15 protein-coding genes are annotated in these 12,913 nt (G+C 47.3%); 7 read left to right on the top strand and 8 right to left on the bottom strand.

The window, feature by feature from the left end; all coding sequences use genetic code 11:
* Positions 1 to 29: 29 nt before the first annotated feature.
* From B3G15_RS07780 to B3G15_RS07765, 4 genes are all read right to left on the bottom strand, one after another.
* On the bottom strand, positions 30 to 1,523 hold the full coding sequence (locus tag B3G15_RS07780; RefSeq protein ID WP_290719690.1) for a peptide MFS transporter: 1,494 nt from the start codon (positions 1,521 to 1,523) through the stop codon (positions 30 to 32).
* Positions 1,524 to 1,762: 239 nt separating this feature from the next.
* The gene (locus B3G15_RS07775) at positions 1,763 to 2,398 is read right to left on the bottom strand and encodes a hypothetical protein (RefSeq protein WP_058704374.1); all 636 of its coding nucleotides are present in this window, start codon (positions 2,396 to 2,398) and stop codon (positions 1,763 to 1,765) included.
* Positions 2,399 to 2,418: 20 nt separating this feature from the next.
* Positions 2,419 to 3,618: a glutathionylspermidine synthase family protein gene (locus B3G15_RS07770; protein WP_290719686.1), complete on the bottom strand. Its 1,200-nt coding sequence runs from the start codon at positions 3,616 to 3,618 to the stop codon at positions 2,419 to 2,421.
* Positions 3,615 to 3,944, bottom strand: coding sequence for a hypothetical protein (locus B3G15_RS07765; RefSeq protein ID WP_053452172.1), 330 nt, complete (start codon positions 3,942 to 3,944; stop codon positions 3,615 to 3,617). Before B3G15_RS07765 ends, B3G15_RS07770 begins: the two co-directional genes overlap by 4 nt.
* Before the next feature lie 147 nt (positions 3,945 to 4,091).
* Between B3G15_RS07765 and B3G15_RS07760 the strand changes: the two genes are divergently transcribed.
* From B3G15_RS07760 to B3G15_RS07745, 4 genes are all read left to right on the top strand, one after another.
* On the top strand, positions 4,092 to 4,535 hold the full coding sequence (locus B3G15_RS07760; RefSeq protein ID WP_290719683.1) for a hypothetical protein: 444 nt from the start codon (positions 4,092 to 4,094) through the stop codon (positions 4,533 to 4,535).
* An 86-nt stretch (positions 4,536 to 4,621) separates the two neighbouring features.
* The gene (locus B3G15_RS07755) at positions 4,622 to 4,795 is read left to right on the top strand and encodes a hypothetical protein (RefSeq protein WP_023469740.1); all 174 of its coding nucleotides are present in this window, start codon (positions 4,622 to 4,624) and stop codon (positions 4,793 to 4,795) included.
* Between the two features lie 31 nt (positions 4,796 to 4,826).
* Positions 4,827 to 6,383, top strand: coding sequence for an ABC-F family ATP-binding cassette domain-containing protein (locus B3G15_RS07750; protein ID WP_023469741.1), 1,557 nt, complete (start codon positions 4,827 to 4,829; stop codon positions 6,381 to 6,383).
* A 132-nt stretch (positions 6,384 to 6,515) separates the two neighbouring features.
* A complete protein-coding gene (locus B3G15_RS07745) occupies positions 6,516 to 7,301 on the top strand; it encodes an alpha/beta hydrolase family protein (protein ID WP_290719679.1) in 786 nt (261 codons plus the stop codon).
* Between the two features lie 9 nt (positions 7,302 to 7,310).
* On the opposite strand, the gene B3G15_RS07740 is transcribed toward B3G15_RS07745, so the two are convergent.
* From B3G15_RS07740 to B3G15_RS07730, 3 genes are read right to left on the bottom strand one after another with little or no spacing between them, the layout of a single operon-like run.
* Complete coding sequence (locus B3G15_RS07740) at positions 7,311 to 7,889, bottom strand: ferric reductase-like transmembrane domain-containing protein (RefSeq protein ID WP_290719676.1); 579 nt, start codon at positions 7,887 to 7,889, stop codon at positions 7,311 to 7,313.
* On the bottom strand, positions 7,877 to 8,767 hold the full coding sequence (locus tag B3G15_RS07735) for an FAD:protein FMN transferase (protein WP_290719673.1): 891 nt from the start codon (positions 8,765 to 8,767) through the stop codon (positions 7,877 to 7,879). Before B3G15_RS07735 ends, B3G15_RS07740 begins: the two co-directional genes overlap by 13 nt.
* 11 nt (positions 8,768 to 8,778) lie before the next feature.
* Positions 8,779 to 9,087: a hypothetical protein gene (locus B3G15_RS07730; RefSeq protein ID WP_290719671.1), complete on the bottom strand. Its 309-nt coding sequence runs from the start codon at positions 9,085 to 9,087 to the stop codon at positions 8,779 to 8,781.
* 101 nt (positions 9,088 to 9,188) lie between these two features.
* Here B3G15_RS07730 and B3G15_RS07725 point away from each other — a divergent pair, with 101 nt between their 5' ends.
* From B3G15_RS07725 to B3G15_RS07715, 3 genes are all read left to right on the top strand, one after another.
* Positions 9,189 to 9,866: a response regulator transcription factor gene (locus tag B3G15_RS07725; RefSeq protein ID WP_290719668.1), complete on the top strand. Its 678-nt coding sequence runs from the start codon at positions 9,189 to 9,191 to the stop codon at positions 9,864 to 9,866.
* Positions 9,859 to 11,028: a sensor histidine kinase gene (locus B3G15_RS07720; RefSeq protein WP_290719665.1), complete on the top strand. Its 1,170-nt coding sequence runs from the start codon at positions 9,859 to 9,861 to the stop codon at positions 11,026 to 11,028. The genes B3G15_RS07725 and B3G15_RS07720 overlap by 8 nt, the downstream gene beginning before the upstream one ends.
* A gap of 79 nt (positions 11,029 to 11,107) precedes the next feature.
* Positions 11,108 to 11,521: a DUF2231 domain-containing protein gene (locus tag B3G15_RS07715; protein WP_290719662.1), complete on the top strand. Its 414-nt coding sequence runs from the start codon at positions 11,108 to 11,110 to the stop codon at positions 11,519 to 11,521.
* A gap of 66 nt (positions 11,522 to 11,587) precedes the next feature.
* Here the strand turns inward: B3G15_RS07715 and B3G15_RS07710 are convergent, their stop codons facing one another.
* Positions 11,588 to 12,820, bottom strand: a complete 1,233-nt coding sequence (locus tag B3G15_RS07710; protein WP_087681667.1) for a DEAD/DEAH box helicase — start codon at positions 12,818 to 12,820, stop codon at positions 11,588 to 11,590.
* Between the last annotated feature and the right edge of the window lie 93 nt (positions 12,821 to 12,913).

Below are 12,913 nucleotides of genomic sequence, written 5' to 3'. Positions count from 1 at the left end.
TCGATCGAGAAAGCGTCTTTTTTCATGCATCAGCGAATACCGCGCATGTATTTTTGAAGTTTTGGTGCGAAGGCGAACAAAAGTAATCCGAAGATGACGGCAACGATACCCGTGATACCGAAGTACAAAATCTCCGTGTCATTCGTGTAGTATTTAACGATTTGTGCGTTGACCGCTTGACCCGTTGCGTTCGTCAAGAACCACAGACTCATCGTTTGCGCTGAGAAGGCAGCCGGCGCCAGTTTTGTTGTTGCCGATAGACCGACTGGTGACAAGAAGAGCTCACCGATTACGACGAGGAAGAAGCTCAGTGCAAGCCAGAGTGGACTAACTGACGTCTCCACACCGAACAGAATACCTGGTAGTGTCATGACGATGAATGAAAGTCCGGCAAACAGAAGACCAAACGAGAACTTTTGCATCGTTGTTGGTTGACGGTCACCGAGTTTGACCCAGAAGCTCGCAAACACAGGTGCTAATACGATGATGAAGAGCGGATTCAACGATTGGAAGAATGCCGGTTGAATCTCGAATCCTAAGAATGAAAGGTTCGTCCGTTCACTTGCGAAGATGGAGAGGACGTATGAACCTTGTTCTTGGATTGCCCAGAAAATCGCTGCTGCGATGAACAACGGAATATACGCAATCAAACGTGAGCGCTCATCATTCGTGATCTTTGGACTACGAAGCATGACTGTGAAGTAAGCGATCGGAATCAAGATCCCGAGAATCGTGACCATTAAAGTAAAACGAGAAATCGTCAACAGTCCTGTCATCGATGCAACGACACCGAGTACAGCAATCACTACGACAACGATTGATGCGATCGTGATGAAACGTTTTTTCTCGTCCCCTTTTAATGGGTTCAAGACGTACGTACCCGCTTGACCAAGGTTTTTCTTTTTCGTCAAGACGAAGACGACAAGTCCTGCGAACATCCCGATGGCAGCGAGTGCGAAACCAGCGTGATATCCACCGCGGTCAGCCACTTCACCAACGACGAGTGGTGAGAGGAATGCACCAGCGTTGATCCCCATGTAGAAGATACTAAAACCAGCATCGCGGCGGTTATCCGTCTTGCTGTACAAATCACCGACGATATTCGATACGTTCGGTTTCAAGAAACCAGTACCGATAACGATAAGTCCCATCGAGATGAAGAGGGCTGTAATGCCTGCTGGTAAAGCAAGGACGATATGCCCTAGCATGATCAAGATACCACCATAGAAAACGGTGCGTGACGTACCGAGTAAACGGTCAGCTACCCATCCACCAATGATCCCTGACATGTAGACGAGCGAACCATAAACGGCCATGATTGACGCAGCTGTCGTCTTATCGATACCTAGACCACCGTTGGCAACTGAATCGTACATGTAGAAGATAAGGATGGCACGCATGCCATAGTAGGAGAAACGCTCCCAAAACTCAGTGAAGAAGAGGGTGAACAACCCTTTCGGATTCCCGAAGAATCCTTTTTGCGGAACGGTCTTATAGACCTGATCGCGATCAAACTCTGCCATATGATCGGCTCCTTTCATCAATCCTAAATAAGTGCATAATCCATCATCTTTTCCCGCTTTCCCCAAACGATAAGCGTGACGAAACAGATAGGATACGAATACACTGTTTTGCCTGAATTGTCTCACTTCTTTTTTTATATATGAGACAGCACTTTACCATTCAACCGCAAATCATTTGATGAGTCAAATATTATTTACGTTACAAGAATAACAAAAAGAGCAGTCGACTACTCGACTGCTCAGGATTGCATCTGTTTCGATTCGATGATTGTAATTCCAGGCGGTGCATGTAACGTTTCACGAATCATCGCCGCAGCGACTTGACCAGCTTCGATCGGAGCAATGGCGCTCCGCTTCAACAAGGGGCGTAAAACTGTCGAAATTTTCGCAGCCGCTTGTTCGCCTAAGCGGAATTCATCTCGATCCCCTAGCAACAATGATGGTCTAAAAATCAATAACGCGTCATACCCCAGTACACGTAATCCGTTTTCCGTGTCCCCTTTTACGCGATTGTAGAAGGTTTTGGCATTCGGATGGGCACCGAGCGCCGAAATTAAGGCAAATCGTGTCGCCCCGAGGTCTAACAATTCACGGCCAAGTTCAATCGGATAGGTGTAGTCAACCAAACGAAATGCCTCTTGCGATCCTGCTTGTTTGATCGTCGTGCCCAGTGCACAATAGACATGGTCGACGACAGGTAATTCGATTTCTGTCACACGATCAAAATCAATCACCCATTCTTCCAATTTCGGATGAAAACGGCGCATCGGGCGGCGAACGAGAACATGTACCTCGCTATATGCATCTTCTGCCAACAAACGATCCACGAGTTCTTGTCCGACTAGACCAGATGCTCCTAAAATTGCTGCTCTCATACGTTTCTCCCTCCTTCATGCTATCGACCAATGGGTACGAAATAAGAACGGTTTCCAGTGATCCGTTCTCCGGCACGTACACCGATCGCACTTGGTCTTCCTCCTAAAATAAAGACACCGTACATATACGCGACTTCTCCCTCTTCCTGAAGTGAGTACGTCGGTAGTTCTTGATACGCTTGATAAACAGCCGGTTGATCACGAAACGTATGCTGTTCGTTCTTTAACATGATATTTCCGTGTCCATCATGGACCGTCACGGTATCTCCCTCACGCCCGAAAATCGGTTTTTTAACGAATGATCGCTGGCTTGAAATGAATGGATCAGCGGATAAGTACGTCGGTAAAAAATAACGCGCAATCGTCATGTGGTCCGTTTCGCTCAAGTACGGATGATTGGCTTCATGCAACATCCAGATCAATGCAAGAACCGACTTGGCTTGCATTAAAAAGGCAGACGGCGGATTGATGATTTCGAGTCGCCCTGTCTCGACGAGTTGCAGGAGTAATTGTCCTAAATTTCTTCCGTCTTCATCCCGGTCAAGTAAGGCCATCTCAATCGGAAAGGTTTGACGATATAAGATATCGATTCTTTTACCTGCCTCATCGTACAGACCTTCTTCCGGACGAATCTCTAATGCATGAAGTGGACAATAGGTCGCATCACTCCAAAACGACTGCAAATACTCAGCCGTCAATCGATCCTCGATGTGGTCACCATGTGAGGTGAAGACGACATGCGGATGCTGTTTCGTCCGATGTATCGCGGCTTCGATCGCACGACGGACAGTTGCCTTCAGCCATTTGTTTTCCCCATCGTTGACCCGTTCAAAACCTTGTTTTTCCGCTACGACATCATTGACTTCAAATACTTCTTTAATGAAAGTCGGCGTATCCGCGTTCCATTCCATGAGTGAGATACGATCTGCCGTCGCAATGAAATCAAAGCGTCCGATGACGGTCAACGGTCGCATCGTCTCGAGTCGCAAAAAAGCGAGACTTTCAACTGGAAAGCCCAGCTCGAGCAGTGCCTCATCATCCATCGATCGAAGAATCGGAAGTACTCTTTCGAATATCCGGTAAACTTCTTGCGCCGCGATATGCAGTTGGTCGATTCGTTCGTCCGAGATGGGCATGATTTCCGTCACAGCGTACGGTTCCCCGTCTAGCACATCCCAAAAACGATCGATGTCTCCGTAAAAGGTTTGTCGTCTGTTCATCCGCCGAAAAAGCCGGAAGATGAGCCTGTTCCGAATCCCTTTGTCTTCGTGTTATAACTCTTTACTGCTTTTGATTTCGGCGTATACCCTTTGGTTCGCATCGCACTATGCATCAAGGCACGTGATGCGAAATAACTACCGCCCCAGTAATAGTATCCTGAATGGGTTGATGAACTATCATCACAGTACCAAACGCCTTCATCATTATCATACTCATAGTCATCACAATCCGGATCATCTGGTCGTTCCGCTCGTGCATCATCCGATCCACACCCACTTAGTGTCGTTCCGATCAACAGTGTTGCAGCTAGTGTCGCTTGTTTCATCCAATTCACCGTCTCAGTCCCCTTTCCTTTTACTCTCGTTATGGATAGTATACGCTTTTTTGGAGAGAAAAGTTTCTTTGTTCTGTCGGAACTTTTTTTCCTTCAATGTGGTAATAGTATCTATAGAACGAAAAGGAGGATTTACGCATGTCACTTGCCTACTACGTTGAAGAAAATGGTGAATTCCATCCGATCTATCAATATGATCGTTATGCGATCGAACCGGAAGAGATCATTGCCCACCAACTCTGCGAATTTCATATCATCGAAGGACATCAATACGAGCTTCGTTCCAATGAGATGGCAGGTGAATATGATCAATTGATCGTCGATCATATCAAGGCATCACCGCGTGCGACAGAAGAACGCGTTTATCCACCGCACCAAATTCATATCGAGTTCAGACAGTATTTGTCCGACAGCGCGCAACCGCTCTTAAAGACATCAACGGTTCCGAATCATGTCCAAGCGATGCGTTTTTTGATCAAGGACAAGATCGAAGTCGAAGGCCACGGTATTTTTGAGCGTGACAGCTGTGAAATCGATATCGACCGGAATTGTTACGTCGTCTATCTTGCCGATACACTTTGAGATGTAAAATCAGGTCTCTTCATTTCCAAGAGACGTTTTTTTTGGCATACTAGAAAGTAAGAACGAATCAATCGAGGTGAACGAACATGAGTGAACAACCAAAAAAACTATCATTGCAAGAGGCAATGATCGAACGCTTGAAAGCAAAAAAACAAGCGCAAACAAAACGTCCGACTGGCTTACAAGGAACACAAACGAAACAATTGACGAGCCAACAGACGAAAAAAGCAAACAACCAGAAAAAACGGACAGGCGTCTAAGTCACAGGAATTCATGAAATAAGGAGTAATTATGAGTATTTTAACGGTATCTAACTTAAGTCACGGATTCGGTGACCGCGCCATTTTCGAAAATGTCTCCTTCCGCCTGTTAAAAGGCGAGCACATCGGTCTCGTCGGTGCGAACGGTGAAGGAAAATCGACGTTCATGAACATCATTACGTCGCAACTTGAGCCGGATGAAGGAAAAGTCGAATGGGCGAAGCATGTACGCGTTGGTTATTTGGATCAGCACGCTGTCCTTGAAAAAGGATTAACCATCCGCGATGCACTTAAAGGTGCATTCCAGTACATGTTCGACATCGAACAGGAAATCAATGATTTGTACGGTAAAATGGGCGAAGTCGAGCCAGAGGAACTGGAAAAAATGCTCGAAGAAGTCGGCGTCTTGCAGGACATTCTGACGAATAACGACTTCTATACGATCGATGCAAAAGTCGAAGAAATCGCGCGCGGTCTTGGGCTCGATGAGATTGGACTCGACCGGGATGTACAAGAGCTCAGTGGTGGACAACGGACGAAAATCCTGCTCGCCAAACTCCTTCTTGAAAAACCGGACATTCTCTTACTTGATGAGCCGACCAACTATCTCGATGTCCAGCATATCGAATGGTTGAAACGCTACTTGAATGAATATGAGAATGCGTTCATCTTGATTTCGCACGATATTCCATTCCTCAACAGCGTCATCAACTTGATTTATCATATGGAAAATCAAGAATTGAATCGTTATGTCGGCGATTACGACAACTTCGTCACGATCCACGAAGCGAAGAAAAAACAACTTGAGTCTGCATTCAAGCGTCAACAGCAGGAAATCTCTGAGTTGAAGGATTTCGTTGCCCGGAACAAGGCGCGTGTCTCGACACGGAACATGGCGATGTCACGTCAGAAAAAGCTTGATAAGATGGATGTCATCGAACTTGCGCAAGAGCGTCCAAAACCAGAGTTCCACTTCCTCCAAGCACGGACACCAAGTAAATTGATGTTCGAAGCAAAAGGTCTTGTCATCGGATACGATGAGCCACTGTCTCGTCCTCTTGATTTGACGATTGAACGCGGACAGAAGATCGCCTTGCACGGTGCGAACGGAATCGGGAAATCGACGTTGCTCAAGAGTTTACTCGGTGAAATCCCGGCTGTCTCGGGTGTCGTTGAGCGGGGAGAGAACTTGCATATCGGGTACTTCGAGCAAGAAGTCAAAGAGAAGAACTCGAATACGTGTATCGAAGAGATCTGGAATACGTTCCCGTCTCTGACACAACAGCAAGTCCGCGCCATGCTCGCGAAGTGTGGTTTGATGACGAAACACATCGAATCGAAAATCGAAGTACTCAGCGGTGGAGAAAAAGCGAAAGTCCGTCTTTGTAAATTGATGAACACGGAATCGAACATCCTCGTACTCGATGAGCCGACGAACCACTTGGACGTCGAAGCAAAAGAAGAATTAAAACGTGCGTTACAAGAGTACAAAGGAACCGTCCTCTTAATCTCACACGAACCAGAATTCTATGAAGCTGTTGCAACAGACTTATGGAACTGTGAATCATGGACGACAAAAGTATTCTAAGCCATACTTTACAAAAGATGGGATGCCCAGACGGGTATCCCATCTTTTTAGTTCATACACTTAATCATTGCATGATCGTGCATCTTCACGCACACTAAGACTTAGAAAATGATTATGAAGGAGCGTGTTTTTTTGGAAACGATCACGAAAAAAGCAACACTATCCTATCTCCATGTTCCAAGCGGTGGTTCAGAACAGTTGATTGCCCGTCTCTATTCACCTGAACACACAGCGGATGCTCCACTGATTGTCCTCTTCCACGGATTTCCCGGGAAACAGTTGAACATGGACTGGGCAGTTCAACTTCAAAGCGCAGGATACCATGTACTCGTCACGTCGTATCGTGGAACGATCGGGAGCCCTGGAACTTTCCGATTCCAACATGTTTTGGAAGACGCGACCGCGACACTACAGCACGTCTGCTCAGAGTCTTTCACTGCCGAACATGGCATCAAGGCAGATCAGGTTACCGTCGTCGGTCATAGCATGGGCGGCTTCGCCGGTCTGCATGCTTTTGCTGAGACATCGGAGGCTGCACATTATGTCGGGATTTCTCCGTTTAATTTTGGTCTCGTCGGTCAGCTTGTCCTCGAACATCCGGAATACGAAGCTGCGCTACACGGTGTACTCGAGCGAGGAGCTGCTTTCCTGAATGGTGCCGTTGCTGACGCGTTACTCGACGAGTTGAAGCATCATCATACGACTTGGAACTTACTGACGCTAAAAGAACGTCTAGCCGATCGCTCGATGTTGCTTATGACGTCAGAACGGGACGAAACATCGATCAAAGCGCTCCATCATGACTTATTGCTACCCGACAGTCCGTTCGAGGAAGCGATTGTCGATAGTGATCACAACTATATCGAGAATCGGGACGCTGCCTTTAACGAATGGACAGCTTGGCTCGCACGACAATGAAAAGAGCGCTCAGCGTACGACTGAGCGCTCTTTTGCTGAAGTTCGAGTCCGTTGCACAGGACGGATCCGCATCCGGTATAGGACGAGCGTAAACATCGTCAGTGTTGAGACAGCGTACCAGATCGTCGTAAACAAGGTTCCGGTATCCGTACCGATGAATAGACCGTGTGCCGTCATTAATAGCCAAGCAGGTAAGACGAGCCAGTGTGTCAATTTCCAAAGCGTCTTGCCTAACGTCTCCTTTAAGAAATCCGAAGTCACGAGAACGAATCCGAATAAGTAGAGACTGATCGTTCCTAGCGCATTCCAGAGTGGTTCATAAGAAGCTTGGCCCGGAATTAGGACCTCAAAGATTGTCAGTGGCGCGTATGAATCGACGATGATGAGCGTCGCATGAAGGACGATTGCGAGCAAACCTGCCCAGCCACTATATAAGTGCACGTGATACAGTCGTGCTTTTTGTTTTTTGAGTGCCGGGTAGGAACCGAGCAATCCCGCTAAGACAGAAATCGTCATGAAGAAGTGCCCACTTAATCCACTCAATCGAATCATCGTCCATGTCGAGAACAACCATTTCATCCAGTCCATATCTCACTCACTCCCTTCTGTTCACTTCGCCATTCCCCAGCAGTATCCAAAATCAATAATCGTCCTTTTGGAAACCAACGAAACAGCTTTTCTTGACGTTCTGTCTCTGTCATCTGAAAGGCAAGTTTCGTCATGACTTCGGCTTCATAGAGTTGTGGCGCAGATGCGGTTACTTGAAGAATCGGACTTTTCGTCGGACGTCCTGTTCGTCCATCCAACAAATGATGATGCGTCTGTCCGTCCGTCTTCCACGATCGATAGACACGGTTCGATGTCGCGACCGCGCCTTGTCGCAACTGCACATCAGCGACGCGTTGTTCGGTCTCGGGATGCGTGATCGTGATATTCCATGGTTCCTCATCGGACCAGACGATGACGTCGCCTCCCGCTTCAATCAATCCACGACTCCAGCTTTTTCGTAGTCGCTGCGCTGCGATCATCGCGGCAGCTCCTTTTCCGATTCCACCTAGGTCGATAAAACCGCCTCCGACTCGAGTCACGTCACATCCTTCAATGATGAACGGGGCGATCTCTGGTGGAGCAACCTCTTCATAAGCGACAACTTGTGTGAAGGGAAATGATTGGCGATAGCCATTGGCTTGTTGTTGCGCCAGCAGGAATGGAGAAAAATAACGTTCGGTCTGCTCGAAGTATCGCGTGGCGCGGGCCAGTAAGCGGGCTAACGGTAAGGACACAGATAACGTGTCGCCGATCCGTAAGCGATTCAATCGACTGACTTCACTTTGCTTATCAAAGCGTGACCACTGCCGATCCACATAATGAAAGAATCGGACAAGTTCCTCCCATTCTGCTTCATCGATCGGCTGATTCGTCACGAACCGCACCTGATTATGCATCGCATACAATTGTCGCTCCATCTTCCTCCTCCTTACCTCGAATGGCTAGACTGACCGTCACTTGATCCATCGGGTTGACTGAAGCCGGACGATTCATCACCTTGCCATTGATCATCATCGTCATCTTCGTAATATCCATCATCCCCTTCGTATTCGCCTTCATCATCGCTATACTGATTCCCTTGAGATGGTAGCGTCGTATCGTTCGAATACGTATCGCCTGTCGAAACAGGTGTCGTAGAGGAATCGTTCGAACTGACACTCAACTGACCAATCGCAAGTCCGATGAAGACGGAACTACTAAGCCCGACGAGCCATTTCGCAAATGGTTTTGGTTTCATCTGTTTCCTCTCCCTTCTTGTTACGTTTACTGTATCGAAAAAAACTGACAACTAACTGACGGCAACTATGGGATAATGAGAAAAAAAGAGGAGCGATGTGCATGCGCGTTTTGGTAGCAGAAGATGATCAGCGTCTTGCGAAGATGTTACGCCTCCATTTGGAGCGGGCAGGATATCAGGTAGATGTTGCGCAGAATGGAGTGGAAGCGCTCCTCCAATGTCAGACGTATCGCTATGACTTACTCGTTCTCGATTGGATGATGCCTCGCAAGAGCGGGGTCGAAGTCGCCGCTACCTTACGCCAAGAACAGTTCGAAGGTGGCATCTTGATGCTGACTGCTCGTGATACGGAAATTGATCTCGTTCATGGTCTCGATAGTGGAGCGGATGACTATCTCGTTAAACCGTTTCAATCGAATGAATTACTGGCACGTTTGCGCGCGCTCAGTCGTCGTCAACAAAAGGCATTCGTGTCGACGGTCTCCTTCAACGGACTAGTACTCGATCTATCGTCACAAACAATTTCCTATGAACATCATTCGATTGATTTAACACGACGTGAATTTGAATTCCTTTCCTTACTGTTAAGACGACCTGAACAGGTCATGAGTCGTGAATTAATCATCGAAGTCGTGTGGGGGATCGGTGCGGATATTACGGATAACGCGCTCGATGCGCTCGTCCGACTCGTTCGGAAAAAATTAGATGCGGTCAATGCTCCTAATTTGATCCGGACAGTTCGCGGGTTCGGTTATCGTTTAGGTGATCCGCATGCTTGAATCGATTCGAAAACGACTGACCTTGTTATTCAGTGGCTCGTTCTTTCTTGTACTAGTCCTCATCCTGATCGGTGTGTATGTCACGAACGCCCAATTGCTGAATCGAATGGAATTGAATCAATTGAAGGGAGTATCTGATCGAGATATCTTCGAACGGATCGAGCACGGGGAAGATCAATTCATCCGAAATCCGATCTATTTCCAGTTACTCGACGGTTCAGGAAATGAACGCTATGCAAGTTTGCCGCCTGGCGTCGAGATGAAAACACTGCGCCGTTTTTTAAGCTCGAATGATACGACGAAACAAGTGGAATGGGATGATCGACACTTCTTACTGTATCAACGAAGTACCGAAGAAGGACGACTACTGCTAATGAAGGACATCTCTCCGACCGAAGATACCTTACAGCGATTGATTGCCGTTCTTGCGGGGATTGCCGTTCTCGCAACGATCGTTCTGACGCTAGTCGGATACATCCTTGCTGGTCGAGCCGTCATTCCGGTGCAACAAGCATTCAATCGCCAACGTCGTTTTACATCCGATGCTTCACATGAACTACGGACACCTCTGACAATCGTCTATAGCGGGATTGAATTGCTAGAAGCGGAATCACTTTCGAATGAAGGACGCACGATTCTAGAGGATATCAAAGCAGAAACGGCAGGGATGCAGTATTTAGTCTCTGATTTACTATTGCTTGCGCGAGAAGGACAACCTTCACCGAAACAAGAAGTTGACCTTAGTTCACTCGTTCAAAAGACCGTCGAACGTTTTCAGCCTGCCTACTCGGATCGCGTCATCCACGCATCGATAATGCCTGACTTACGCATGAAAGGGGATGCCCATCAATTGAACCGCTTATTGACGGTCTTTCTTGAAAATGCTCTTGTCTACAGCGATGAAGCCATTGATGTCTCCCTCGAAGAAACTGCTACAGAACGCCAGTTGACGATACAGGACCGTGGAATCGGTATCGCTTCCAATCAACAAACTAAAATATTCGAGCGTTTTTACCGGGGTGACCATTCGCGTCACGGAACAGGAACCGGTCTTGGGCTATCGGTTGCTCAATCCATTGTGGAGCAACATGGTGGAACGATTTCCATTGATTCCACATTAGGTGAAGGCACACGGTTCATCATTCATTTTCCAACTCTTTAAAACGGTGTCAGTTAACTGTCAGATAAGCAGGGTAAAGTGAAATTATGCTTTACCATACTTATCCAAGGAGGTCTTTGATATGTTGGGGAACGTACCGCTTCATCCACTTCTTGTTCATGCACCGATTGCACTTTTATTATTTGCGACGATCCTATTACTCATCAGTCTGAAATGGACGCAATTCAAACTGTTTGCCCTTTTTACGTTAGTCGTCGGTCTGATTTCCGGAGTCGCTGCCTATTTGTCTGGAGACGGAGCAGAAGAGTATGCGGAAGCGAACTTAAGCAGTGTTACTCATGCTGCTATCGAAAATCATGAACATTTCGCGTTGTTCAGTCTTGTTGCCTTTGGTGTCTCGCTGTTATTTCTGTTATTGGGTTACCGCTCAAACAAAAAAATATTATTGTTACTTAGTTTCGTTGTTGCGATCGTCGGTAGCGGGTTGCTTGCTTATACCGGACATCTCGGTGGTCAGATGGTCTATGCCAAATAATACAAGAGCCGGTCTATTTTCTCTTTTTATGAGAGAAATAGACCGGCTCTTTTATCTTGTTTCTGTTTATTTACGATGTGCACGTCCCGGGCGACGGTTATTCGAACGACGTGTGTTTCCACGTCCTTCTGTCGTCTTCCGTGATCCTTTGCTTTGGTCGTGCTGTGCGCGAATCGCTTCTTCAGATAATTCGACGACGATTGGCGTGACCGAGATGTTCAATTCCCGCTCCATATCACGGAACGTCCGACCATCTTTTGGTGTCACGATCGAAACAGCAATTCCGTCGTTCCCGGCACGTCCTGTCCGACCGATCCGGTGAACATAACTTTCCGCATCGTCCGGTAAATCGTAGTTGAAGACGTGTGTCACACCTGTCACATCGAGTCCACGAGAAGCGACGTCTGTTGCGATCAGGAATTGTGTTTTTCCTTGATAGAACTTCGCCATCGCCTTTTCTCGTTTCCCTTGCGTCAACCCACCATGCAATTCATCCGTCGGATACCCTTGCATCTGTAGTTCTTCGTTCAATTTACTGACGCGACGTTGTGTACGGCAGAAAATGATGGCTGCGTACGGACGCATCTCGTCAAGCATCGTCCGCAGTGTCGCTTGTTTGCGGCGATCCGTCGTCTCAACGACGAACTGCTCGATCGCTTCAACAGTAATACTTTCCGCTTCCACCTGTACTTCGACTGGATTACGCAAATACGTTTTCGCGAGTTCCTCTACTTTCGGCGGCATCGTTGCGGATAACATGACGAATTGACGATCAACCGGTGCAGCCTCGATGATGTCCTCGATTTCTGGCAAGAAACCGATTTGCAGCATTTGGTCCGCCTCATCCAAAACAAGCGTCCGTAATTCACTTAAATCAAGTGTGCCGCGACCGACATGATCGAGAATCCGTCCTGGTGTTCCGATGATGATTTGTGGCATCCGACCGAGACGTTGAATCTGTTTAAAGACGTCTTGTCCGCCGTATACAGCGAGTGCACGGTACTGTTCCGTGTTCCGAATCAGTTTATGCGTCTCATCGGCAATTTGACGCGCAAGTTCGCGTGTCGGTGCGACGATCAATGCTTGAACCGTTTGTGATTCGACATCGATTTGCTCAAGGATGGGTAAGAGAAACGCTAACGTCTTCCCTGTTCCCGTTTGCGCCTGCCCAATCAAGTCGCGTCCGTCGAGTAATGACGGAATCGCTTGTTCTTGAATCGGTGTTGGCTCCTTGATGCCTTGTTTTTGTAATTTTTTTATCCACAGATCGCTGATGTGTAATGTTTCAAATGTTGACATGATATATCCTCCTAAAAATTATCCACAGAAAAAAGCTGTGGATAACCTGCTTCGCATAGACAAAAACAGTTATCCACAGCCGTGCTCTATTCA

It is taken from the genome of Exiguobacterium sp. UBA1053, assembly GCF_002316465.1.
Classification (GTDB): Bacteria; Bacillota; Bacilli; order Exiguobacteriales; family Exiguobacteriaceae; genus Exiguobacterium_A; species Exiguobacterium_A abrahamii.
Note: the sequence above shows the minus strand (reverse complement) of the source record. Positions and strands in the feature narration are given on the sequence as shown.

Coding starts and splice junctions, on each gene's coding strand:
- B3G15_RS07720 (WP_290719665.1), top strand. CDS start 9,859: ATGCTTGAATCGATTCGAAAACGACTGACCTTGTTATTCAGTGGCTCG.
- B3G15_RS07730 (WP_290719671.1), bottom strand. CDS start 9,087: ATGAAACCAAAACCATTTGCGAAATGGCTCGTCGGGCTTAGTAGTTCC.
- B3G15_RS07740 (WP_290719676.1), bottom strand. CDS start 7,889: ATGGACTGGATGAAATGGTTGTTCTCGACATGGACGATGATTCGATTG.
- B3G15_RS07755 (WP_023469740.1), top strand. CDS start 4,622: ATGAGTGAACAACCAAAAAAACTATCATTGCAAGAGGCAATGATCGAA.
- B3G15_RS07725 (WP_290719668.1), top strand. CDS start 9,189: ATGCGCGTTTTGGTAGCAGAAGATGATCAGCGTCTTGCGAAGATGTTA.
- B3G15_RS07780 (WP_290719690.1), bottom strand. CDS start 1,523: ATGGCAGAGTTTGATCGCGATCAGGTCTATAAGACCGTTCCGCAAAAA.
- B3G15_RS07735 (WP_290719673.1), bottom strand. CDS start 8,767: ATGGAGCGACAATTGTATGCGATGCATAATCAGGTGCGGTTCGTGACG.
- B3G15_RS07715 (WP_290719662.1), top strand. CDS start 11,108: ATGTTGGGGAACGTACCGCTTCATCCACTTCTTGTTCATGCACCGATT.
- B3G15_RS07765 (WP_053452172.1), bottom strand. CDS start 3,944: ATGAAACAAGCGACACTAGCTGCAACACTGTTGATCGGAACGACACTA.
- B3G15_RS07775 (WP_058704374.1), bottom strand. CDS start 2,398: ATGAGAGCAGCAATTTTAGGAGCATCTGGTCTAGTCGGACAAGAACTC.
- B3G15_RS07710 (WP_087681667.1), bottom strand. CDS start 12,820: ATGTCAACATTTGAAACATTACACATCAGCGATCTGTGGATAAAAAAA.
- B3G15_RS07770 (WP_290719686.1), bottom strand. CDS start 3,618: ATGAACAGACGACAAACCTTTTACGGAGACATCGATCGTTTTTGGGAT.
- B3G15_RS07760 (WP_290719683.1), top strand. CDS start 4,092: ATGTCACTTGCCTACTACGTTGAAGAAAATGGTGAATTCCATCCGATC.
- B3G15_RS07750 (WP_023469741.1), top strand. CDS start 4,827: ATGAGTATTTTAACGGTATCTAACTTAAGTCACGGATTCGGTGACCGC.